The 22137-nt window shown below is 73.6% G+C and carries 20 protein-coding genes and 1 tRNA gene; 16 read left to right on the top strand and 5 right to left on the bottom strand.

Going from position 1 to position 22137, the window contains the following annotated elements; all coding sequences use genetic code 11:
- Nucleotides 1–96 precede the first annotated feature (96 nt).
- Nucleotides 97–1902: a phospholipid carrier-dependent glycosyltransferase gene (locus AB0K43_RS17520; RefSeq protein WP_363640576.1), complete on the bottom strand. Its 1806-nt coding sequence runs from the start codon at nucleotides 1900–1902 to the stop codon at nucleotides 97–99.
- Nucleotides 1903–2017: 115 nt separating this feature from the next.
- Between AB0K43_RS17520 and rsmI the strand changes: the two genes are divergently transcribed.
- The 7 genes from rsmI (at nucleotide 2018) to AB0K43_RS17555 (ending at nucleotide 9971) form a co-directional block, all read left to right on the top strand.
- Nucleotides 2018–2863, top strand: a complete 846-nt coding sequence (rsmI, locus tag AB0K43_RS17525) for a 16S rRNA (cytidine(1402)-2'-O)-methyltransferase (RefSeq protein WP_363640578.1) — start codon at nucleotides 2018–2020, stop codon at nucleotides 2861–2863.
- Between the two features lie 269 nt (nucleotides 2864–3132).
- Nucleotides 3133–3567, top strand: a complete 435-nt coding sequence (locus AB0K43_RS17530; protein WP_363640580.1) for a hypothetical protein — start codon at nucleotides 3133–3135, stop codon at nucleotides 3565–3567.
- A 79-nt stretch (nucleotides 3568–3646) separates the two neighbouring features.
- Entirely contained in the window at nucleotides 3647–5266 is a 1620-nt protein-coding gene (metG, locus tag AB0K43_RS17535; RefSeq protein ID WP_363640582.1) for a methionine--tRNA ligase, read from the top strand.
- A 1-nt stretch (nucleotide 5267) separates the two neighbouring features.
- Entirely contained in the window at nucleotides 5268–6146 is an 879-nt protein-coding gene (locus tag AB0K43_RS17540; RefSeq protein WP_363640584.1) for a TatD family hydrolase, read from the top strand.
- Nucleotides 6147–6276: 130 nt separating this feature from the next.
- Nucleotides 6277–7158 carry a 16S rRNA (adenine(1518)-N(6)/adenine(1519)-N(6))-dimethyltransferase RsmA gene (gene rsmA / locus AB0K43_RS17545; RefSeq protein WP_350637233.1) on the top strand — a complete coding sequence of 294 codons (882 nt, stop codon included), beginning with the start codon at nucleotides 6277–6279 and terminating at the stop codon, nucleotides 7156–7158.
- Nucleotides 7155–8078: a 4-(cytidine 5'-diphospho)-2-C-methyl-D-erythritol kinase gene (locus AB0K43_RS17550; protein WP_363640587.1), complete on the top strand. Its 924-nt coding sequence runs from the start codon at nucleotides 7155–7157 to the stop codon at nucleotides 8076–8078. The genes rsmA and AB0K43_RS17550 overlap by 4 nt, the downstream gene beginning before the upstream one ends.
- 102 nt (nucleotides 8079–8180) lie before the next feature.
- Nucleotides 8181–9971, top strand: coding sequence for an ABC-F family ATP-binding cassette domain-containing protein (locus AB0K43_RS17555; RefSeq protein WP_363640589.1), 1791 nt, complete (start codon nucleotides 8181–8183; stop codon nucleotides 9969–9971).
- A gap of 88 nt (nucleotides 9972–10059) precedes the next feature.
- Here the strand turns inward: AB0K43_RS17555 and AB0K43_RS17560 are convergent, their stop codons facing one another.
- Entirely contained in the window at nucleotides 10060–10257 is a 198-nt protein-coding gene (locus AB0K43_RS17560) for a hypothetical protein (RefSeq protein ID WP_363640591.1), read from the bottom strand.
- Nucleotides 10258–10403: 146 nt separating this feature from the next.
- Between AB0K43_RS17560 and AB0K43_RS17565 the strand changes: the two genes are divergently transcribed.
- The 8 genes from AB0K43_RS17565 (at nucleotide 10404) to AB0K43_RS17600 (ending at nucleotide 18984) form a co-directional block, all read left to right on the top strand.
- On the top strand, nucleotides 10404–11735 hold the full coding sequence (locus AB0K43_RS17565) for an MFS transporter (RefSeq protein WP_363640593.1): 1332 nt from the start codon (nucleotides 10404–10406) through the stop codon (nucleotides 11733–11735).
- 84 nt (nucleotides 11736–11819) lie between these two features.
- Nucleotides 11820–11892 (top strand) — tRNA-Thr (locus tag AB0K43_RS17570).
- A gap of 211 nt (nucleotides 11893–12103) precedes the next feature.
- Nucleotides 12104–12802, top strand: a complete 699-nt coding sequence (locus AB0K43_RS17575) for a LuxR C-terminal-related transcriptional regulator (RefSeq protein WP_363640596.1) — start codon at nucleotides 12104–12106, stop codon at nucleotides 12800–12802.
- Between the two features lie 134 nt (nucleotides 12803–12936).
- Nucleotides 12937–14040 (top strand): galactose-1-phosphate uridylyltransferase, encoded by a 1104-nt coding sequence (galT, locus tag AB0K43_RS17580; protein ID WP_363640598.1) that lies wholly within the window; start codon nucleotides 12937–12939, stop codon nucleotides 14038–14040.
- Complete coding sequence (gene galE / locus AB0K43_RS17585) at nucleotides 14037–15011, top strand: UDP-glucose 4-epimerase GalE (protein WP_363640600.1); 975 nt, start codon at nucleotides 14037–14039, stop codon at nucleotides 15009–15011. Before galT ends, galE begins: the two co-directional genes overlap by 4 nt.
- Nucleotides 15008–16135: a galactokinase gene (gene galK / locus AB0K43_RS17590; protein ID WP_363640602.1), complete on the top strand. Its 1128-nt coding sequence runs from the start codon at nucleotides 15008–15010 to the stop codon at nucleotides 16133–16135. The genes galE and galK overlap by 4 nt, the downstream gene beginning before the upstream one ends.
- A 272-nt stretch (nucleotides 16136–16407) precedes the next feature.
- Nucleotides 16408–17382: a response regulator transcription factor gene (locus AB0K43_RS17595; RefSeq protein WP_363640604.1), complete on the top strand. Its 975-nt coding sequence runs from the start codon at nucleotides 16408–16410 to the stop codon at nucleotides 17380–17382.
- 99 nt (nucleotides 17383–17481) lie between these two features.
- A complete protein-coding gene (locus AB0K43_RS17600; RefSeq protein WP_363640606.1) occupies nucleotides 17482–18984 on the top strand; it encodes a nucleoside-diphosphate sugar epimerase/dehydratase in 1503 nt (500 codons plus the stop codon).
- 54 nt (nucleotides 18985–19038) lie between these two features.
- On the opposite strand, the gene AB0K43_RS17605 is transcribed toward AB0K43_RS17600, so the two are convergent.
- A complete protein-coding gene (locus AB0K43_RS17605) occupies nucleotides 19039–19533 on the bottom strand; it encodes a MarR family transcriptional regulator (RefSeq protein WP_350637209.1) in 495 nt (164 codons plus the stop codon).
- Between the two features lie 112 nt (nucleotides 19534–19645).
- Between AB0K43_RS17605 and AB0K43_RS17610 the strand changes: the two genes are divergently transcribed.
- Nucleotides 19646–20428 carry a methyltransferase domain-containing protein gene (locus AB0K43_RS17610; RefSeq protein ID WP_363640608.1) on the top strand — a complete coding sequence of 261 codons (783 nt, stop codon included), beginning with the start codon at nucleotides 19646–19648 and terminating at the stop codon, nucleotides 20426–20428.
- 85 nt (nucleotides 20429–20513) lie between these two features.
- Here the strand turns inward: AB0K43_RS17610 and AB0K43_RS17615 are convergent, their stop codons facing one another.
- A complete protein-coding gene (locus tag AB0K43_RS17615; RefSeq protein WP_363640610.1) occupies nucleotides 20514–21365 on the bottom strand; it encodes a DMT family transporter in 852 nt (283 codons plus the stop codon).
- A gap of 23 nt (nucleotides 21366–21388) precedes the next feature.
- Nucleotides 21389–22120 carry a TetR/AcrR family transcriptional regulator gene (locus AB0K43_RS17620; RefSeq protein WP_363640612.1) on the bottom strand — a complete coding sequence of 244 codons (732 nt, stop codon included), beginning with the start codon at nucleotides 22118–22120 and terminating at the stop codon, nucleotides 21389–21391.
- Nucleotides 22121–22137: the final 17 nt, after the last annotated feature.

Below are 22137 nucleotides of genomic sequence, written 5' to 3' on the forward strand. Positions count from 1 at the left end.
TCCAGCCGATGGATCGGCCCTGACACGGTACGGGCAAATCATGCGTGCACACCCGGCACAAAGACCACTTGTGACACACCTGCGACAGAGCGAACCTCAGATCCAGCTGGTGAACCACATCCGGCCGCGCCAGTCGTCCATCGGGATCGTCTGCCCGGTGTAGAGCGGGTAGAAGTACAGGAAGTTCCACATCACCGCGAGGATCAGCAGCCCCGCCGCGGCGCCGCCGACCAGCCGCCGGTCCGGCGAGGCGGTCGCCGGGCCGAGCATCGCGCCGATCATCATGGTGACCGCCAGCACCAGGAACGGGGCGAAGGCGACCGCGTAGAACAGGAAGATCGTCCGCTCCTGGTAGTAGAGCCAGGGCAGGTAGCTCGCGGCCAGCCCGCAGAGCACCGCGCCGGCCCGCCAGTCCCGCCGGGCCAGCCAGCGGTAGAGGCAGTACACCAGCGCCACCACGCCCGCCCACCACAGGATCGGCGTGCCGATGGCCAGCACCTCGCGGGCGCACTCGTTCGCGGTGCAGCCGGACTCGCCGAACTTCGGCGACTCGTAGAAGAAGGACACCGGCCGGCCGACCACCAGCCAGCTCCACGGGTTGGACTGGTAGGTGTGCGGGCTGGTCAGGCCGACGTGGAAGTCGTACATGGTCACGTGGTAGTGCCACAGGCTGCGCAGCGCCTCGAACTGCGGCATCGGGATGCCCAGCAGGCGGTCCGGCAGCAGGTGGGGCTGGTGCATCGCCCAGTCCCGGCCGTAGCCGCCCTTGCCGGGCTCGGTGCTGCTCAGGAACCAGCCGGTCCAGGAGGCGAGGTAGACGCCGATGGTGATCACCAGCATCACCGGCCCGGCCAGCAGTGCGTCCCACAGGCCGAGCAGGAGCCAGCGGCGGCTGCCCACCAGCCGGCGGGTGCCGATGTCCCAGGCGACGCTCATCAGGCAGAAGGCGACCAGCACGTACAGGCCGCTCCACTTGGTCGCGGTCATCAGCCCCAGGCTCACCGCGGCCGCCAGCCGGTACGGGCGCCAGCCCGTGACCAGCCAGTCCCGGCCCCCACGCGCCTCCAGCCGGCGGGCCACCAGGGCCCTGGTGCGGTCCCGGTCCAGCAGCAGGAGGCCGAAGGCCGCCAGGCCCCAGAACATCACCACCAGGTCCAGCAGGGCGGAGCGGCTCAGCACGAAGTGCAGGCCGTCCACCGACAGCAGCAGGCCGGCCACGCAGCCCAGCAGGGTCGAGCGGAAGAGCCGCCGGCCGATCCTGGCGATCATCAGGATCGACAGCGTGCCGAGCACGGCCGTCATGAACCGCCACCCGAACGGGTGCATGCCGAAGAACTGCTCGCCGAGCCCGATGATCCACTTTCCGACCGGCGGGTGGACGATGTACGCCGGGTCCGCGCGGTACGGCACGCTCGGGTGCGGCGCCATGATCTGCGCGTTGGCGTCGTCCGCCCAGCTGGTCTCGTAGCCGCCCCGCCAGAGCGAGTAGGCGTCCTTGGCGTAGTACGTCTCGTCGAAGATCAGCGCATGCGGGGTGCCGAGCCCGACGAACCGCAGCAGACCGCCGAACAGGGCCACCGCGAGCGGCCCCAGCCAGCCGGACCAGCGGCACAGCCAGGACCACAGGCCGTCCGGCAGCCGGACGCCGAGGCGCAGCAGCACCGGCGAGGGCGCCACCGACCGCGGGGTCACCCCCGGGCCGTCCGGCATCGGCGGGACCAGCTGTTCGGCCGGCTCCGGGCGCGCCGGCGCCCGGTAGCCGTGGCCGGCCAGCCGCTGCGCCCACCCGGGGCGGGCCGCCGCTCGCGCGGCCGGGACCTCGGCCGCGTCGAGCAGGGCCACGCCGGCCTGCTCGGGGTGGTCCACGCCGATGGGCGTCCGGGGTGCGATGTCGCCGCTCACGCGCCACATCGTAGGCGCGCGGGCCGGGAGCGGTACCCCTCCCTCCGCAGCTGCCCGATTGATCCCTGAATCGGCCGAGGTCCGCCGGACCGCCCGGGCCTGGGAGGATGGCCGGGTGACAGGCGTACTGGTACTTGCGGGCACACCCATCGGCGACGTCGCGGACGCACCGCCCCGGCTGCTCACCGAGCTGTCCTCGGCCGACGTGATCGCGGCCGAGGACACCCGGCGGCTGCGCCGGCTGACCCAGGCGCTGGGGGTGGCGCCGACCGGTCGGGTGCTCTCCTACTTCGAGGGCAACGAGGTGGCCCGCACGCCCGAGCTGGTCGAGGCGCTGCTCGGCGGGGCCCGGGTGCTGCTGGTGACGGACGCCGGGATGCCCTCGGTCTCCGACCCCGGCTACCGGCTGGTGGACGCGGCGGTCGCCGCCGGGGTCAAGGTCACCGCCGTGCCCGGCCCGTCCGCCGTGCTCACCGCGCTGGCGCTGTCCGCCCTGCCGGTGGACCGCTTCACCTTCGAGGGCTTCCTGCCGCGCAAGGCGGGCGACCGCGCCCGGCAGCTGGCCGAGGTCGCCGCCGAGCCCCGCACCATGGTGTTCTTCGAGGCCCCGCACCGGATCGCCGAGACGCTCGCCGCGATGGCGGAGGCCTTCGGCGCCGAGCGCCCGGCGGCGGTGTGCCGGGAGCTCACCAAGACCTACGAGGAGGTCCGGCGCGGCCCGCTGGCCGAGCTGGCGGCCTGGGCCGCCGACGGCGTGAAGGGTGAGATCACCGTCGTGGTGGCGGGCGCCCCGCCGGCCGCCCCGGAACAGTTCGGCCCCGAAGAGCTGGCCCGCCGGGTGGCCGTCCGGGAGGAGGCCGGGGAACGCCGCAAGGAGGCGATCGCCGCTGTCGCCCTCGAACTCAAACTGCCCAAGCGGGAGGTCTTCGACGCCGTGGTGGCTGCCAAGAACAGCGGCTGAGCGGGCGCTGAACCGGCGCTGAACCCGCGCTGCGCGGGGCGGAAATCCCCAGCTCGACGCGGGTGCCCGGCGGGCGGGCGGCGCGTACCTTGGAGGGAAGCACCTCGCAAACGTCCGGCTCGCGAAGCTTTGGCCGCGACTTGGTACAACGCTCGCCAATTCGGGCCCAAGACTTGGCAAGCCGGGTAGCGGGCGGGGCCGTCCGGGCATTTCCTGAGATGGAAAGACCCGAGCCGGGCGCCTCGCCCGGCGGGCACTGGGAGACGGCTATGAGCGACACGATCGGTAGCCCTCTGAGTGGGAACACGGCGAGCGGCCCCGGACTGACCACCCGGCCGCACCTCCCGGTGGAGACCGTCCGGGAGGCCTACTCCTTCGCCTGCCTGAGCTGCGGCTACGGCTGGGAGCAGGCGTACGACATCGAGCACCACAAGGCCCAGGACGGGCACATCGTCTTCGAGTACCACGCCAACGGCGTGCGGGTGCCGTCCCCGCTGCGCCAGCCGAGCTGCCCGGGCTGCGGCGGACACACCGTCCGGATCATGCGCGAGGGCCGGGTGGCCTCCGCCGAGCACCAGGAGCACACCGCGCCGGGCTACCCCTCGCACGCCGGTCCGGCCACGCCGGCCGCCCTGCTCCCGCCGGCCGAGCCGCGGCGGCGCTGGTTCCGGCGCTCGGCCCGGCACACCGACCAGGGGTCCTGACCGCGGGAGCCGCGCGGGGGAGCCGCCCACCCGATAACCGGTCGAGGGTGGTTCCTTCGCGCGGCTAAGATTTCTGACCATGGCGGCCACTGCAGACGACACCACCACCGAGGCCCGGCGCTCGGCGTACTACGTCACGACCCCGATCTACTACGTGAACGACCGCCCGCACCTGGGCCATGCGTACACCACCGTGGCGGGCGACGTGCTGACCCGCTGGCACCGCCAGCGCGGCGAGCGGACCTGGTACCTGACCGGCACCGACGAGCACGGGCAGAAGATCCTGCGCACGGCGGAGGCCAACGGCGTCTCCCCGCAGGAGTGGTGCGACAAGCTGGTGGAGGAGGCCTGGAAGCCGCTCTGGCGGCACCTCAACATCGCCAACGACGACTTCATCCGGACCACCCAGGAGCGGCACACCGCCCGGGTGCAGGAGTTCGTCCAGGACCTGCACGACAAGGGCGAGATCTACAAGGGCGGCTACTCCGGCCCGTACTGCGTCGGCTGCGAGGAGTACAAGCTCCCCGGTGAGCTGCTGCCCGGTGCCACCGAGGACGAGAAGCTCTGCCCGATCCACAAGAAGCCGGTCGAGTGGCTGGAGGAGGAGAACTACTTCTTCCGGCTCTCCGCCTACGGCCCCAAGCTGCTGGAGTTCTACGCCGCCAACCCGGACTTCATCCAGCCCGCCTCGGCCCGCAACGAGGTGCTGCGCTTCGTCGAGCAGGACCTCAAGGACCTCTCGATCTCCCGCTCCACCTTCAACTGGGGCGTCCCGCTGCCCTGGGACGAGAAGCACGTGCTGTACGTGTGGGTGGACGCGCTGCAGAACTACATCACCGCGGCCGGCTACGGCTCCGACCCGGAGCGCTTCGCCGAGCTGTGGCCGGCCTCGGTGCACCTGGTCGGCAAGGACATCCTGCGCTTCCACGCGGTGATCTGGCCCGCGATGCTGATGGCCGCGGGGCTGCCGCTGCCCAAGCGGGTGGTGGCCAACGGCTGGCTGATGGTCGGCGGCGAGAAGATGAGCAAGTCCAACCTGACCGGCATCGCGCCGCAGGACCTCACCTCGCACTTCGGCGTGGACGCCTACCGGTACTACTTCCTGCGGGCCATCCCGTTCGGCACCGACGGCTCGTTCTCCTGGGAGGACTTCACCGCCCGGTACACCTCCGAACTGGCCAACGACTACGGCAACCTGGCCTCCCGGCTCGCCGCGATGGTCGGCAAGTACTTCGAAGGCCGGCTGCCCGCCGCCACCGCGGCCGGCCCGGCCGAGCAGGTCGTGGCCGACGGTCTGGCCGCCGCGGTGAAGACCGCCGACCGGAAGATCGGCGAGGACCTGGACTTCGCCGGCGGCATCGCGGCGATCTTCGAGTTCGTGAAGCTGGTCAACGGCTACCTGACCGAGCAGGAGCCCTGGAAGGTCGCCAAGGACACCTCCGAGGAGGGGCAGGCCCGGCTGGCCACCATCCTCTACACGGCGGCCGAGGCGCTGCGGGCCACCGCGGTGCTGCTCAACCCGCTGATGCCGGAGAGCTCCCAGAAGCTCTGGGAGTCGCTGGGTGCCGAGGCCTCGCTGGGCGCGCTGGCCGAGCAGACCGTCGACACCGTGGCCGACTGGGGCCGGCTGCCCGCGGGGTCGCAGGTCACCAAGGGCGAGATCCTCTTCCCGCGCCTCGAAGAGAAGCCTGCTGCCTGACATGGCGAAGAAGGACGCGGACCGATCCACGCCGCCCCCGCTGCCCGCGCCGCTGGCGGTGGCGGTGGCCGACTCGCACACCCACCTGGACATGCAGTCCGGTACCCCGGCCGAGGGGTTGGCCAAGGCCGCCTCGGTCGGGGTGACCGCGGTCGTCCAGGTGGGGTGCGACGTGGCCGGTTCGCGCTGGGCCGCCGACCTGGCCGGGGAGTTCGAGCAGGTGCACGCCGCGGTGGCGCTGCACCCCAACGAGGCTCCCCGGCTGGTCCTCGGCGACGGCGACGGGTGGTCCCGGCAGCACCGCGGGGCGGGTGGCGACGCGGCCCTCCAGGAGGCGCTCGCCGAGATCGACCGGCTGGCGGCCCTGCCGCAGGTCAAGGCGGTCGGCGAGACCGGCCTCGACTACTTCCGCACCGGGCCGGAGGGGGTGGACATCCAGAAGGAGTCCTTCCGCCGGCACATCGAGATCGCCAAGCGGCACGGCAAGGCGCTGGTGATCCACGACCGGGACGCCCACGAGGACGTCATCGAGCTGCTGCTGGCCGAGGGCGCGCCCGAGCGCACCGTCTTCCACTGCTACTCCGGCGACGCCGCGATGGCCAAGATCTGCGCCGAGCACGGCTGGTACCTCTCCTTCGCCGGCCCGGTCACCTTCAAGGCCAACCAGGACCTGCGGGACGCCCTCGCCGCCACCCCGCTCGACCGGGTGCTGGTGGAGACGGACGCCCCGTACCTGACCCCGCACCCGTACCGGGGCCGCCCCAACGCCCCGTACCTGATCCCGGTCACCCTGCGCTCGATGGCCGACACCCTCGCGCTGCACGAGGACGAGCTGGCCACCGCGATCGCGGCGAACACCGCCCGGGCCTTCGCCTACTGAGCCGACCGAGCGGACGTCCCGGTCGCGCGGCACGAAGGCGTGCTCCGCGCCGAGCTGCCGTACCCGGTCGAGATCGACCTGAAGCAGGTCGTCGACCTGTGAGCTCCCGCCCCGCCCGTATCCTTGGCGGGTGAGCACCACCGACCCCACCCCTGACAGCCACCTCCTGGGCGCCTCCGACATCCGGGAGCTGGCCGCCACGCTGGGCGTGAAGCCGACCAAGCAGCGCGGGCAGAACTTCGTCATCGACGGCAACACCGTCCGGCGCATCGTGCGGGCCGGCGGGGTGACGGCCGAGGACGCGGTGGTGGAGGTCGGGCCCGGCCTGGGCTCGCTCACCCTGGCGCTGCTGGAGGTCGCGGCGCATGTCACGGCGGTGGAGATCGACCCGCTGCTGGCCCAGCACCTGCCGACCACCATCGAGGCCCGGATGCCGGCCCGCGCCAAGGACTTCGACCTCGTCCTCAGCGACGCCATGGAGGTCACCGAGCTGCCCGGCCCGGCGCCCACCGCGCTGGTCGCCAACCTGCCGTACAACGTCGCCGTCCCGGTGCTGCTGCACATGCTGGCCACCTTCCCCAGCATCGAGCGCACGCTGGTGATGGTGCAGAGCGAGGTCGCCGACCGGCTCGCCGCCAAGCCCGGCAACAAGGTGTACGGGGTGCCCTCGGTCAAGGCCAACTGGTACGCGGAGGTGAAGCGGGCCGGCGCGATCGGCCGCAACGTCTTCTGGCCCGCGCCGAACGTCGACTCCGGGCTGGTCTCGCTGGTGCGCCGCGAGCCGCCGGCGACCACGGCCTCCCGCCGGGAGGTCTTCGCGGTGGTGGACGCCGCCTTCGCCCAGCGCCGCAAGACGCTGCGCGCCGCGCTGGCCGGCTGGGCCGGCTCCCCGGCCGCGGCCGAGCAGGCGCTCGCCGGGGCCGGCATCGACCACAAGCTGCGCGGCGAGATGCTCACGGTCGAGCAGTTCGCCGCGATCGCCGAGCACAAGCCGAAGGCGGACGCGCAGTGATCACGGTCGAGGTCCCCGCCAAGGTCAACGTCCAGCTGGGCGTCGGCGGCCTGCGCGCCGACGGCTTCCACGACCTGGCCAACGTCTTCTTCGCGGTCGCCCTCGGCGACCGGGTCACCGCGGCTCCGGGCGCCGGCGTCACGCTCACCTGCGCGGGGCCGGACGCCGCGCTCGTCCCGCTGGACGACAGCAACCTGGCCGCCCGCGCGGCCCGGCTGCTGGCCGCGCACCACGGCATCGAGCCGGATGTCCGGCTGCACATCGACAAGGCCATCCCGGTGGCCGGCGGGATGGCCGGCGGCAGCGCGGACGGGGCGGCCGCGCTGGTCGCCTGCGACGCGCTGTGGGAGCTCGACACACCGCTGGAGACCTTGCTGGAGCTGGCCGCCGAGCTCGGCTCCGACGTGCCGTTCGCGCTGGTCGGCGGGGTCGCGCTGGGGCGCGGCCGGGGCGAGATCCTCGAAGGCCTCCCGGTGAGCGGCACCTTCCACTGGGTCTTCGCGGTCGCCGACGGCGGCCTGTCCACCCCGGCCGTCTTCCGCGAGTGCGACCGCCTCCGCGAGGAGGCCGGCACCGGCTCCACCGAGGCCGAGGTGCCCACCCCGGACGCCGACCCGGCCCTGCTCGCGGCCCTCGCCGACGGCGACCCGGTCGCCCTCGCCGAGGCACTGGCCAACGACCTCCAGGCCGCCGCCCTCTCGCTGCGCCCCTCGCTCGCGGACACCCTGCGCGCCGGCACCGAGGCCGGCGCCCTGGCCGCCCTGGTCTCCGGCTCCGGCCCGACCTGTGCCTTCCTGGCCAAGGACGCCGAAGCAGCCGAAGCCGTCGGCCGCGCCCTGACGGAGTCCGGCACCTGCCGCGCCGCCCACGTGACGCACGGCCCGGTCCCGGGCGCGGCGATCAGCGCACCCAGGCCTTGAGCGACCCGCTCCGGACGCAGGACCGGCCCGTGCCGGGGGCCCACTAGGCTGGGGAGGTCGGGGCACTCCCCGCGTGCAGTCGATCCCAGGAGCGCAGCAGCAGTGGCCGTCAACCTCGCCACCATCGAGTCCGTCACCAAGGTCTACGGCACCCGCGCCCTGCTGGACGGGGTCAGCCTGGGGGTCAGCGAGGGCGACCGGATCGGGGTCGTGGGGCGCAACGGGGACGGCAAGACCACGCTGATCCGGATGCTGGCGAAGCTGGAGGAGCCGGACGGCGGGCGGATCACGCACTCCGGCGGGCTGCAGATGGCGGTGCTCACCCAGCACGACTCGCTGGACCCCAAGGCCACCATCCGCCAGGAGGTGATCGGCGGCCGCGCCGACCACGAGTGGCTCGGCGACGCCCGGATCCGCGACATCGTCCAGGGCCTGTTCGGCGGCCTGGACCTGCCCGGCTTCGAGCTCGGCCTGGACACCGTGATCGCGCCGCTGTCCGGTGGCGAGCGCCGCCGGATCGCGCTGGCCAAGCTGCTGCTCGGCGAGCACGACCTGGTGGTGCTGGACGAGCCCACCAACCACCTCGACGTCGAGGGCATCGCCTGGCTCGCCCGGCACCTGCAGCTCCGTCGCTCGGCGCTGGTCTGCGTGACCCACGACCGGTGGTTCCTGGACCAGGTCTGCACCCGGATGTGGGACGTCCAGCGCGGCGAGGTCCACGAGTACGAGGGCGGCTACTCCGACTACGTCTTCGCCCGGGCCGAGCGCTCCCGGATCGAGGCCACCGAGGAGCAGAAGCGCCAGAACCTGGCCCGCAAGGAGCTCGCCTGGCTGCGCCGCGGCGCCCCCGCCCGTACCTCCAAGCCGCGGTACCGGATCGAGGCGGCCAACGCGCTGATCGCGGACGTGCCGGAGCCGCGCGACAAGAGCGAGCTGATGAAGTTCGCCAACGCCCGCCTCGGCCGCACGGTCTTCGAGCTGGAGGGCGTCACCGTCAAGGCCGGCCCCAAGCTGCTGCTGGAGAACCTCACCTGGAACCTCGGCCCGGGTGACCGGATCGGCCTGCTCGGGGTGAACGGCGCGGGCAAGACCTCGCTGCTGCGGGCCATGCAGGCCGCGTTCGCGACGCAGGGCGACGTCCAGCCGGCGTCCGGCGTGATCAAGGTCGGCAAGACCGTGCGGCTGGCGTACCTGTCGCAGGAGATCGCCGAGCTGGACCCGACGACCCGGGTGCTCCAGGCCGTGGAGCAGATCCGCGGCCGGGTGGACCTGGGCAAGGGCCGGGAGATGAGCGCCGGTCAGCTGTGCGAGCAGTTCGGCTTCGGCAAGGACAAGCAGTGGACCCCGGTCGGCGACCTGTCCGGTGGCGAGCGGCGCCGGCTCCAGCTGCTGCGGCTGCTGATGGACGAGCCGAACGTGCTGTTCCTCGACGAGCCCACCAACGACCTGGACATCGAGACCCTCAACCAGCTGGAGGACCTGCTCGACGGCTGGCCGGGCTCGATGGTGGTGATCAGCCACGACCGGTTCTTCATCGAGCGCACCACCGACACCGTGCACGCGCTGCTCGGCGACAAGCGGCTGCGGATGCTGCCGAACGGCGTCGACGAGTACCTGGAGCGGCGGGCCAGGATGGCCGAGCAGGCCGCCCCCGCCGTCCCGGTGGCCGCGGCCAAGCCGGTCGGTGACACCCGCGCGCAGAAGAAGGAGATGCAGAAGCTGGAGCGGCAGATCGCCAAGCTGGACCAGCAGGAGTCCAAGCTGCACAGCCAACTCGCCGAGCACGCCGCTGACTTCTCCAAGGTCGCGGAGCTGGATGCCCAGCTGCGCAAGGTCAAGGAGGAGAAGGAGGAGCTGGAACTCGCCTGGCTGGAGCTGGCCGAGGAGATCTGAGACGCGGCCTGTTGCGCACCACCGCCCGCCCGTCCGCCCGCCCGCCCGTCCGCCCGCCACCCGCGCGGGGCGGGCGGCGCCGGTGGCCTCAGCGGTCGCGGCGGAAGCGGCGGACCGTCTCGTAGCCGGAGGCCAGCACCAGCACCGCGGCTATCACCACCCAGGCTATCGAGCCGCCTTGCCGGTGCTGGGCGAGTCCGAGGTCCAGGAGCAGCAGGCTCACCCCGAGACCGGTGACCGCGACCAGCCGGTGGACCACACCGTTGTCCTCGAACAGGTCACCCATGTCCGCTTCCCTTCCGCTCCGGGAGCGCACACCATACCGCCGCCCGGGCCGACCCGCACCACCCCCGGCGGGCGGTGATCCGTACGCTCCCGAATCACCCTTGTGCCTGCTGTCCGCGCAGGTCAGCCGCGGGCCAGGGTGGGCCCATGACAACTGACACCGGATCGGCCGGCCCGGCGGGCCTGCGCCGGGTGGCCGCCGCCGCGCTGGTCGGCACGGCGATCGAGTTCTACGACTTCTTCCTCTACGGCACCGCCGCGGCGCTGGTCTTCGGCAAGGTGTTCTTCCCCGGCCTCGGTGCCACCGGCGCGCTGCTGGCGGCCTTCTCCGTGTACGCCGCGGCCTTCCTGGCGCGCCCGCTCGGGGCGGTGCTCTTCGGGCACTTCGGCGACCGGCTCGGCCGCAAGGCGACGCTGGTGCTGTCGCTGCTGCTGATGGGCCTGTCGACGGCCGCGGTCGGCCTGCTGCCCGGCTACGGGCAGTGGGGGGTCTGGGCGCCGGTGCTGCTCACCCTGCTGAGGCTGTGCCAGGGCATCGGTCTGGGCGGCGAATGGGGCGGCGCGGCCCTGCTGCTGGCCGAGTACGCGCCGGCCGACCGCCGCGGACGGTACGGCGGCTTCCTCCAACTCGGGCCGTGCGCCGGCTTCTTCCTGGCCACCGGGGCGTTCCTGGTGCTCGCCGGCTGGCTGCCCGAGCCGGCCTTCCTGGCCTGGGGCTGGCGGCTGCCGTTCCTCGCCTCGATCGCGCTGGTGGCGGTCGGCCTGTTCGTCCGGCTGCGGATCGCCGAGACCCCGGTCTTCCGCGAGCAGCACGGCCGGGCCCGGGTGCCGGTGCTGGAGGTGTGCCGGGAGCACGGGCGGTCGGTGCTGCTCGGCGGCGGCGCGCTGATGGTCGGCTACGGGCTCTTCTACCTGACCACCACCTACGCGCTGGCCTACGCCACCGCCGGGCTGGGGCTGGCGCGGACGCTGGTGCTGTCGCTGCTGCTGGCCGGCACGGTGGTCAAGGCGGGGACGGTGTGGTGGAGCGCGGCGGCCGGGGACCGCTGGGGCCGGCGGCGGGTGCTGCAGGTGGCGACGGCGGCCGGTGCGCTCTGGTCGGTGGTGCTGTTCCCGCTGCTGGAGACCGGCCGCACGCCGCTGGTGGCGCTGGCCCTGGTGACCGCGATGGCGCTGCTGGGGGCGATGCTCGGGCCGCTGGCGGCGTACCTGCCGGAGCTGTTCCCCACCCGGGTCCGCTACACCGGGGCCGCGCTGACGTACAACCTGGGCGGGGTGGTGGGCGGGGCCACGGCGCCGCTGGTGGCGACCCGGCTGACCGCGGCGTACGGCACCGCGCAGCCGGTCGGCTGGTACCTGGCGGGGCTCGGCGCCCTCTCGCTGCTCTGCCTGCTGGCGCTGCCCGAGACCCGCGGCCGCGAGCTGGCCGGGCCGGTGGTGCCGGCGCAGGCGCGCGCGGCGGCGGTGCGGCGGAGCTGACGGCGGGTGCGGCGGGGTGGGCGGGCGGCCGGATCGATTTTACGTTCAGCCCGACGACCATGTAATGTCTTCCTCGTTGCACCGGCCCCTATAGCTCAGTCGGTAGAGCGTCTCCATGGTAAGGAGAAGGTCTGCGGTTCGATTCCGCATGGGGGCTCCGCAAGGAGTACGAAGGCCCTCGCCGTCAGGCGGGGGCCTTCGCCGTTCCCGCGCGCGTTCCGCGTCCGCCCGGGTGAACGCGGCCTAGCGGTGCGGGTGCCGGATGCGCTGTGATGGTGCGTCAACGTGGTCTGCGCCGCGGTCCGCGGTACGGGTCCGGGAGGCGTGGGCCGGTCGGGCACCGCCGGACGGGGACTGGGAGGCCGCCCATGGGCGTTCGGCTCGTGGTGGCGGACGACCACCGGCTGCTGGCGGAGGCACTGGCGACGGCCCTGCACCAGCGCGGCCACCGGGTGCTCGCGGTCGGGGCTCCGGCCGCGGCGGTCGGGGAGCTGGTGGCGGGGTGCCGCCCCGAGGTGTGCCTGCTGGGGGTGGCCGCGGGGGGAGCGGCGGCGCGCCCCGGCGGGCCGGTGCGGGACCCGTTCGAGCCGCTGCGGCGGCTGCGCCGCGACCGCCCGGAGATCTGCGTGGTGGTGCTCGGCCCGGTCGGGGAGCCGGCCCGGGTCGCGGCGGCCTTCGCGGCCGGTGCGGCGGGGTACGTGCGCGGGGACGAGCGGATCGAGGTGGTGGAGCGCTCGATCGCCCGGGTCAGGGCCGGGGAGGCGGCGGTGGCCGTCGAGGTGCTGCGGTCGGCCTTCGAGCAGCTGCTGTGGCCGGCCGCCGAGCCGGACGACGAGGCGCTGCGGCTGCTGCGGCAGCTCACCCGGCGGGAGGTCCAGGTGCTGGCGCGGATCGCCGAGGGGCAGGACACCACGGCGATCGCCGCCGGGATGGGGATCGCCTCCAGCACCGCCCGTACCCATGTGCAGCGGGTCCTGATGAAGCTCGGTGCGCGTACCCGGCTGGAGGCGGCGGCCGTGGCGGCCCGCTCCGGCCTGCTGGAACGCCTGCGCGGCCAGACCCGCTGACCGGCCGGACCCGCTGGAGCCCGGCGGCCCGGCTCCCCGGGGAGCCCCGCCGGGCTTCTTGCTGTCCGATCTGTTGACTATTGGTTGCTTGTGTTTGAAAATGTTCGCGCTAGGGTTCCTGGAAGGCGGAGGCCGTGAAGAAGACCACGACCAAACTCGCGGACGGACGCGAACTCATCTACTACGACACCGATCCGCACGTCCTGCGGGACGCCGTGGACCGGCGGTCGTTGGAGCCGCCCACGAGCCTGGCCGAGGTCCGCCGCGACCCGGCCACCGGCGACTGGGTGACCGTCGCCGCCCACCGCCAGGGTCGCACCTATCACCCGCCGGCCGACCAGTGCCCGCTCTGCCCGTCCCGGCCGGGGCGCCCGAGCGAGATCCCGGCGGCCGACTACGACGTGGTGGTGTTCGAGAACCGCTTCCCCTCGCTCGCCGCCGACGCGGCCGCCCGGGTGCCCGAGCGCACCGACCCGCTGCGGGCCGGCGGTCCGGGCGTCGGCCGCTGCGAGGTGGTCTGCTTCACCGCCGACCACGACTCCTCCTTCGCCGCGCTCACGCCCGCCAAGGCCCGGCTGGTGCTGGACGCCTGGACCGACCGCACGGCCGAGCTGTCCGCCGCCCCCGGTGTCCGGCAGGTGTACTGCTTCGAGAACCGCGGCGCCGAGATCGGCGTGACGCTGAGCCACCCGCACGGCCAGATCTACGGCTTCCCGTTCGTCACGGCGCGCACCGCCCGGATGGTCGAGGCGGCCGCCGGGCACCGCGCCCGGACCGGCGGCAACCTCTTCGAGGACCTGCTGGCGGCCGAACGCGCCGATCCCGTCCGGGTGGTCCTGGCCGGCGAGCACTGGACGGCCTTCGTGCCGTTCGCCGCCCGCTGGCCGTACGAGGTGCACCTGTACCCGAACCGTCGGGTGCCCGACCTGACCGCCCTCGACGAGGCCGAGCGGGCCGAGTTCCCGGGCCTGTACCTGGAGCTGCTGCGCAGGTTCGACCGGCTGTTCACCGGGGCGGGGGACAATGGCGGGGCCGCACCGACGCCGTACATCGCCGCATGGCACCAGGCGCCCGCGCTCCAGGGGGAGGAGCTCGCGCTGCACCTGGAGCTGTTCACGATCCGGCGTACGGTGGGCAAGCTCAAGTTCCTCGCCGGCACGGAGTCCGGCATGGACGCGTTCATCAACGATGTGTCGCCCGAGGCGGCGGCGCAGCGCCTGCGGGAGGTCGCATCATGAGTAAGTACCTGGTGACGGGTGGAGCCGGTTACGTGGGCAGCGTCGTGGCCACGCACCTGCTGGAGGCCGGGCACCAGGTCACGGTGCTCGACGACCTCTCCACCGGCTTCCTCGCCGGGGTGCCGCAGGGCGCCGAGTTCGTCCGCGGCCGGGTTCAGGACGCTGCCGAGGTGCTCGACCACAGCTTCGACGCGGTGCTGCACTTCGCCGCCTCCTCCCAGGTCGGCGAGTCGGTCGCGGACCCGGAGAAGTACTGGCGCAACAACGTGGCCGGCTCGCTGGAGCTGGTCTCGGCGATGCGCAAGGCGGGCGTGCGCAAGCTGGTCTTCTCCTCCACCGCGGCCGTCTACGGCGAGCCGGAGTCGGTGCCGATCGCCGAGACCGCCCGGACCGCGCCCACCAACACCTACGGCGCCACCAAGCTGGCCGTCGACCACCTGATCAGCGGTGAGTGCGCCGCGCACGGCCTCGCCGCGGTCTCGCTGCGCTACTTCAACGTGGCCGGGGCGTACGGCAGTTCCTCGGGTGTCACGTTCGGCGAGCGGCACGAGCCGGAGTCGCACCTGATCCCGCTGGTCTTCCAGGCCGCGCTCGGGCAGCGCCCGCACATCGCGGTCTACGGCGAGGACTACCCGACCCCGGACGGCACCTGCATCCGCGACTACATCCACGTGGCCGACCTGGCCGACGCGCACCTGCTCGCGCTGGACGCCGCCAAGGCCGGCGAGCACCTGATCTGCAACCTGGGCAACGGGGCCGGCTTCTCGGTCCGCGAGGTGATCGAGTCGGTCCGCCGGGTGACCGGCCGGGAGATCCCGGTGCAGACCGCCGAGCGCCGCCCCGGCGACCCGGCCGTGCTGGTCGCCTCCGCCGCCCGCGCCCACCAGGCGCTGGGCTGGCAGCCCCGCCGTCCGGAGCTCGACGACATCGTCCGCGACGCCTGGAACTTCACCCTGGAGAACCGCGCATGACCGACTTCCAGTCCGTCTTCGGAGCCGCCCCGGACGGGGTCTGGGCGGCTCCGGGCCGGGTCAACCTGATCGGCGAGCACACCGACTACAACGACGGGTTCGTGCTCCCGGTCGCGCTGCCGCACACCGCCAAGGCCACCGTCCGGCGCCGCGACGACGACCTGCTGCGGCTGTACAGCGAGCAGGGCGACGGCCGGATCACCGAGCTCAAGGCCGACCTGGAGCCGGCGGCCGTCACCGGCTGGGCCAGCTACCCGGCGGCCGTGGTGTGGGCGCTGCGGCAGGCCGGCCACCCGGTCGGCGGGCTGGACGTGCACATCGACAGCGACGTCCCCGGCGGGGCCGGGCTGTCCTCCTCGGCGGCCCTGGAGTGCGCGGTCGCCGCGGCCTGCGACGGGCTCTTCGGGCTCGGGCTCGGCCCGGCCGAGCTGGCCCTGCTGGCCCAGCGGGCGGAGAACGAGTTCGTCGGCGTGCCCTGCGGGGTGATGGACCAGATGGCGTCCATGTGCTGCGCCGAGGGTCGCGCGCTGTTCCTGGACACCCGGGACCTCTCCGGCCGCCAGGTCCCGCTGGACCTCACCGGGCGGGGCCTGCGGCTGCTGGTGGTGGACACCCGGGTCAAGCACGACCTGGGGGACGGCGCCTACGCCGGCCTGCGGGCCGGCTGCGAGCGGGCCGCCGCCCTGCTGGACCTGCCCTCCCTGCGCGAGGTGCGCCCCGCCGCGCTGGACGGCGCACTGGTCCAGCTGCCGGCCGAACTGCGGCCGCTGGTACGGCACGTGGTGACCGAGAACGCCCGGGTCGAGCAGGCCGTCGCCCTCCTGGACGCGGGTGACCTGGCCGGGCTCGGCCCGATCCTGACCGCCGGGCACGCCTCGCTCCGGGACGACTTCCGGGTGTCCTGCCCGGAGACCGACCTGGTGGTCCGCGCCGCGGTCGAGGCCGGCGCCCTCGGGGCGCGGATGACCGGCGGCGGCTTCGGCGGTTCGGTGCTGGTGCTGGTCGCCGAGCCGGAGCTGGAGCGGATCGCTTCGGTGGTGCGGGCCGCCTTCGCCGCCGCCGGCCATGCGGAGCCCCGGACCTTCACCGCCGTCCCCTCGGCCGGGGCCCGCCGGCTGTCCTGACCCCAGCCGCACCCGGGGCCCGGCCGAACCGCTTCGGCCGGGCCCCGCGCCGTCCCCGGACCGGGCCGGCCGGGCGCCCCACCCGTGCGCGAACGGCCCCTCGGCGGGCCGTCCGGCCGGTTTTCCCGGTCCGGAGTCCCGTCCGCCACTTGCGCGGACCAAATCCCCACAGCGTGGCGAAACTTCACCAAACCCCCACCCGTCCGTCCCCGACCCCCGTACGCTGAGTCCGGTGCCGGTGGGGGCCGGAGCCGGAGCAGGGGGGAAGGACAATGGGGCGGATTCGCGTCCTGGTGGTCGACAGCCACCGGATCTTCGCCGAGGCACTGGCCGCGGCGCTCGCCGGCGAGCCGGATGTGGACGTCGGCGCGGCCGGCACCGCGGCCGCGGCGGAACGCGCCCTGGAGCGGGCGGCCGGCGAGCGCCGCGCGTACGACGTGGTGCTGATCGACGCCGATCTCGGCCCGGGCCCGCAGTACCCGCCGCAGCGTCAGCACCCGGTCGAGCAGGAGCCGTCGGAGCCGCGCCGCCCGCAGTACGCGGTGCCGGTGCCGGTGCCGCGGCGACCGAGCCTGCTGCCGAGCGCCCGGCCGCAGACCGCGGCCGGCGCCGCGCACGGCGCGGGCCCGCACGGCGCCGGGCCGGCCGTCCGGCCGGTGCCGCAGTTCCAGCGGGAGCCCAACCCGGCCGCCCCCGCCACCGTGGCCAAGGGGGACGGGATCGCGCTGCTGGCGAGGGTCTGTCGCAACCACCCCGACCTGCGGGCCGTGGTGCTGGCCGCCGAGGACGACCCGCACCGGGCCGTCCGGGCGCTGCACGCCGGCGCCGGCGGCTGGGTGGCCAAGGAGAGCTCACTGGGCACCCTGATGACCGTGGTCCGCGGCGTGCTGCGGGACGAGACCCACCTGCCTCCGGCGCTGCTCACCGGCGTGGTACGGGAGTTGACCTCGGCCCGGCGCGACCGCTCGGAGAGCGAGCGGCTGGTCGCGGCGCTCACCCCGCGGGAGGAGGAGGTGCTGCGCTGCATGGTGGCCGGCCTCGGCCGCCAGGCGGTGGCCGAGCGGCTCTACCTCTCGCCGCACACGGTGCGCACCCACATGCAGAACGTCCTCGGCAAGTTGGGGGTGCACTCCACCCTCGCGGCCGTCGCGGTGGCGCGGCGGGCGGGGATCTCGCCGGCCGAGCCTCCGCCCCCGTCCCTACCCGCACCCACCGTCGCCTCGCCCACAGGCCCCGGCGTCGGCTGACCAGCCCCCGCCCAGCCCAGATACCGACTCCGTCAGGTCAGGGAAACCGGAGGACAGATGTCGCCGCACAGCAATGCCGCACGCCTGGATCCATTCACCATGCACATTCCTCGCCAAGTTGACAGCTCGACAGGTCTGCGGACGCTGGTGATCGGAGCCGGCGCGGCCGGCTCGGCGCTGGTCCGCGACCTGGACCGGACCCCGGACTTCGGCCTCGCCCCGGTCGGGGTGCTGGACGACGACCCGGCCAAGGCCGGCACCGAGATCGACGGGGTGCCGGTCCTCGGCACCCTCGCGGAGCTGACCGAACTGGCCGTCGAGCACCGGGCGCAGGTGGTGGTGCTGGCCATCCCGGGCCTCGCGCACCGCAAGGTCCGGGCGCTGGCGACCGCCGCCGCGGCGGCCGGGGTGGCGGTCCGCTACCTGCCGTCCTTCCTGTCGGCGCTGCGCCGCGAGGTGGTCGGCTCCGATCTGCGCAGCCTGGACGTGAACAAGCTGATCGGCCGGGCCGAGGTGCACGTGGTCTCCTCCGACGTCCGGGCCGTGATCGAGGGCCGCCGGGTGCTGGTGACCGGCGCCGGCGGGTCGATCGGCAGCGAACTCTGCCGCCAGGTCAACGCGTTCGGCCCGTCCGAGCTGTACATGCTGGACCACGACGAGTCGAACCTGCACCGCCTGCAGCTGGAGATCTGGGGCGAGGCCCTGCTCACCGACGAGTCGCTGGTGATCGCCGACATCCGGGACCGCCCGCGGATCCAGCAGATATTCCGCGACCTCAAGCCCGAGGTGGTGTTCCACGCGGCCGCGCACAAGCACCTGCCGCTGCTGGAGCGCCATCCCTCCGAGGCGGTCAAGTCCAATGTGCTCGGCACCGACAACCTGGTGGAGGCGGCCCTCGCCACCGGCGTGGAGCGGTTCGTCCTGATCTCCACCGACAAGGCCGCCGACCCGACCTCGGTGCTCGGCGCCAGCAAGCGGCTGGCCGAGCTGATCGTGCAGGCCAACGCCCGGGACGCGCGCAACCTGGGCACCGGGGTGTTCACCGCCGTCCGGTTCGGCAACGTGCTCGGCTCGCGCGGCTCACTGCTGTCCGTCCTGGCCGAGCAGTTCCGCAGCGGCGGGCCGGTGACGGTCACCCACCCGGACGTCACCCGCTTCTTCATGACCATCGAGGAGGCGGTCGGCCTGGTCCTGGAGGCCGGCCGGATGGCCGAGGGCGGCGAGGTCTTCGTGCTCGACATGGGCGAGCCGGTGCGGATCGTCGACCTGGTGCACAACTTCGCCCGGCAGGTGCAGATGGCCGCCGAGGAGGTCGAGATCCGGTACACCGGTCTGCGGGCGGGGGAGAAGCTGAACGAGGCGCTGTTCTCCGAGCGCGAGGAGCGGCTGCCCACCGTGCACAGCCGGATCTACGCCACGGTGGCCGAGCACTCCGCCGTCCCGGAGGACCTGGCCGGCGGTCTGACCGGCCTGTACGAGGCGGCGGCGGTCAACTCCGACATCGAGGTCCGCAGCCGGCTGGCAGAGCTCCTGCCGGGCTACCGGACCCCGGAGGTGGCGCCCGTCCCGGCCCTGAGCAGCCCGTACCCGGACGGTTTCTGAGGCCGCCGGCGGCCGCCGCAGGGGGCGGTCAGCCGGCCTGGTCGAAGGGGGCGGTCAGCCGGCCTGGTCGAAGGGGGCGGTGAGCTGGCGGAGCAGCGCGGCCAGCTCGCCCTGACGGTCGGGGCTCAGCCGGGCCAGCAGCTCGCGCTCGTGCGCCAGCAGCCCGGCCAGCGCCTGATCGGCCTTGTCGCGCCCGTCGTCGGTCAGCCGGACCAGCACACCGCGCCGGTCGTCCGGGTCGGGCAGCCGCTTGACCAGGCCTTTGCCGGTGAGCCGGTCGATCCGGTTGGTCATGGTGCCGGAGGTGACCAGGGTCTGGGTGAGCAGCTGGCCGGGGGAGAGCTGGTACGGCGAGCCGGCCCGCCGAAGGGCCGTCAGCACGTCGAACTCCCAGGGCTCCAGCCCGTGCTCGGCGAAGGCGATGCGGCGTGCGCGATCCAGGTGCCGGGCGAGCCGGCTGACCCGGCTGAGCACCTCAAGCGGTTCCACGTCGAGGTCGGGGCGCTCTCGGCGCCATGCTGCGACCAGCCGGTCGACCTCGTCCTCCATGACGATCAGTGTATCGGTGGTTGTGTCGATGTGAAGTCTCTTGACATCAAGAGATAACAAAAGGCAGCCTGGGGATAGATATCTTGATGTCGAGATACTTTGTGAGGTAGCCATGCCCACCTGGGACCCGTCGCAGTACCTGCGCTACGCCGACCAGCGCACCAGACCCCTGCACGAGCTGCTCGCCCGGGTCCCCGAGCTCCCGCCGGCCCCCACCGTGCTGGACATCGGCTGCGGGCCCGGCAACTCCACCGCCGTGCTCCGCGAGCGCTGGCCCGACGCGGCCATCACCGGCATCGACACCTCCGCCGAGATGCTCGCCACCGCCCGCACCGCCGCGGGCGAGCCCACCGCCGACTACCTGCTCGCCGACGCGGCGCGCTACGACCCGGCCCCGGCCGCCCCCGACCTGATCGCCAGCAACGCCACCCTGCAGTGGGTGGAGGGCCACCTCGACCTGCTGCCGCGCTGGGCCGGGGCGCTGCGGCCCGGTGGGGTGATCGCCTTCCAGGTGCCGGGCAACTTCGACCGCCCCAGCCACACCCTGCTCGCCGAGCTGCGCCGCAGCCCCCGCTGGCGCGCGGCGCTGGGCGAGGACCGGATCCGCGCCGGGGTCCCGGCGCCGGACGCCTACCTGGCGGCCCTGCTCGACGCCGGCTGCACCGCCGACGTCTGGGAGACCACCTACCTCACCCTGCTGCCCGGCCCCGACCCGGTGCTGGAGTGGACCAAGGGCACCGCGCTGCGCCCGGTGCTCGAACTGCTGGCGGATCCGGTCGAGCGGGCGGCCTTCCTGGCCGAGTACGCGGCGCTGCTCCGCGAGGCCTACCCGGCGGGGCCGCACGGCACGGTCTTCCCGTTCCGCCGGATCTTCGCGGTGGCCGTCCGCCACTGAGCCGGCGGCGGCGGGGCTCAGCACGGCCCGGGCCTCAGCACGGCCCGGGCCTCAGGGCAGGCCCGGCCTCAGGACGACCTGGGCCTCAGGACGAGCCGGGCATCGCCGGGTGCCGGCCGATCAGCACCACCCCGATCACGATGGCCAGCAGCCCGGCCGCCTGGCCGGCCAGCGCCGCCGGGGTGACCCGCACCTGGTCGCCGAGGAAGCCCACCGCGCAGGCGATCCCGGTCAGCGGCTGCGCGGCGGTCAGCGCGGGCAGCGACATCCGCAGCGGCGCCGCCTCGAAGGCGGACTGCACCAGCAGCAGCCCGACCACGCCGATCGCCAGGATGGTGTACGGCTGCCAGGTGGCCAGCACGGCCGTCAGGCCGTCCACGTCCAGCTTCTCGAAGACCGACCGGGTGAGCGCGTCCTGCAGGCCGTAGAGCAGGCCCGCCGCGAGCGCCAGCAGGGTGGCCTCCTCCAGCAGCGGCATCCGCCGGGCCGCGCTGACCAGGATCAGGGCGAGGCCGGCCACGATGCCGAAGACCAGCCAGTAGCGCAGCTGGCTCTCGGGCGGCTCACCGCCCTGCGGGCGGCCGGAGACGATGAAGGCCGTCACCCCGACCGCGATCAGCACCACCCCGCCCCAGCCGGAGCGCCCCAGGGACTGCCCGGTCAGCACCCGGGCCAGCAGCATGGCGAACACCAGGCTGGTCGCCAGCAGCGGCTCGACCAGCGACACCTCGCCGTGGTCCAGTGCCAGCGCGCTGAGCACCTGGCCGCCGATCATGAAGGCGATGCCGAGCAGCCAGTCCGGCATCCGCATCAGGTCGAGCAGCAGCCGCCAGTGCAGCAGGTCGTCGCGCGGCGCGCGCTGCGCCGCGTGCTGCTGGAGCACGAAGCCGAGCCCGAGGCAGCAGGCGGCACCGATCGCCAGGAGGAAGACCGTCAACGGTCACCATCTCCCCAGGGCCGTCAGCCCTTCCGGTCGCCGACCAGCTTGGGATGCCGCTCCAGGCCCTCCAGACCGTGCCAGGCCAGATTGACCAGGTGGGCGGCCACTTCGGCCTTCTGCGGCTTGCGCACCTCCAGCCACCACTGACCGGTGAGCGCGACCATGCCGACCAGCATCTGCGAGTACATCGGCGCCAGTCGGGCGTCGAAGCCCCGGGACTTGAACTCCAGGCCCAGGATGTCCTCCACCTGCACCGCGATGTCGCTGATCAGCGAGGCGAAACTGCCGGTGGACTGGGCCACCGGGGAGTCCCGGACGAGGATCTTGAAACCGTCGGTGGAGGTGTCGATGTAGTCCATCAGGGCGAACGCGGCCTGCTCCAGCAACTCGCGCGAGTGCCCGCCGGTGAGCGCCCCGGTGACCATGTCCAGCAGCAGCTGCATCTCGCGGTCGACCACGACCGCGTACAGCCCCTCCTTGCCGCCGAAATGCTCGTAGACCACCGGCTTGGAGACCCCGGCCCGCTCGGCGATCTCCTCCACCGAGGTGCCGTCGTAGCCACGCTCGGCGAAGACCGAGCGACCGATCTCCAGCAGCTGCTCGCGCCGCTGCTTCCCGGTCATCCGGACCCGCCCGCGGCTCTTGGCACCGCGCGCACCGGCCGGGGAGCGGGTACGGACAGGTGCCGGGCCACCCTCCTGTGCCTGCGAGGGGTGATGGCCGGCCGCGCTGTCTCCGTTGCTCCCGTTCACCCCTACATCATGCTTCA

Source organism: Kitasatospora sp. NPDC049258 (assembly GCF_040678895.1).
GTDB lineage: Bacteria > Actinomycetota > Actinomycetes > Streptomycetales > Streptomycetaceae > Kitasatospora.

Coding starts and splice junctions, on each gene's coding strand:
- AB0K43_RS17530 (WP_363640580.1), top strand. CDS start 3,133: ATGAGCGACACGATCGGTAGCCCTCTGAGTGGGAACACGGCGAGCGGC.
- metG (WP_363640582.1), top strand. CDS start 3,647: ATGGCGGCCACTGCAGACGACACCACCACCGAGGCCCGGCGCTCGGCG.
- AB0K43_RS17540 (WP_363640584.1), top strand. CDS start 5,268: ATGGCGAAGAAGGACGCGGACCGATCCACGCCGCCCCCGCTGCCCGCG.
- AB0K43_RS17560 (WP_363640591.1), bottom strand. CDS start 10,257: ATGGGTGACCTGTTCGAGGACAACGGTGTGGTCCACCGGCTGGTCGCG.
- AB0K43_RS17565 (WP_363640593.1), top strand. CDS start 10,404: ATGACAACTGACACCGGATCGGCCGGCCCGGCGGGCCTGCGCCGGGTG.
- AB0K43_RS17575 (WP_363640596.1), top strand. CDS start 12,104: ATGGGCGTTCGGCTCGTGGTGGCGGACGACCACCGGCTGCTGGCGGAG.
- galE (WP_363640600.1), top strand. CDS start 14,037: ATGAGTAAGTACCTGGTGACGGGTGGAGCCGGTTACGTGGGCAGCGTC.
- galK (WP_363640602.1), top strand. CDS start 15,008: ATGACCGACTTCCAGTCCGTCTTCGGAGCCGCCCCGGACGGGGTCTGG.
- AB0K43_RS17595 (WP_363640604.1), top strand. CDS start 16,408: ATGGGGCGGATTCGCGTCCTGGTGGTCGACAGCCACCGGATCTTCGCC.
- AB0K43_RS17600 (WP_363640606.1), top strand. CDS start 17,482: ATGCACATTCCTCGCCAAGTTGACAGCTCGACAGGTCTGCGGACGCTG.
- AB0K43_RS17605 (WP_350637209.1), bottom strand. CDS start 19,533: ATGGAGGACGAGGTCGACCGGCTGGTCGCAGCATGGCGCCGAGAGCGC.
- AB0K43_RS17610 (WP_363640608.1), top strand. CDS start 19,646: ATGCCCACCTGGGACCCGTCGCAGTACCTGCGCTACGCCGACCAGCGC.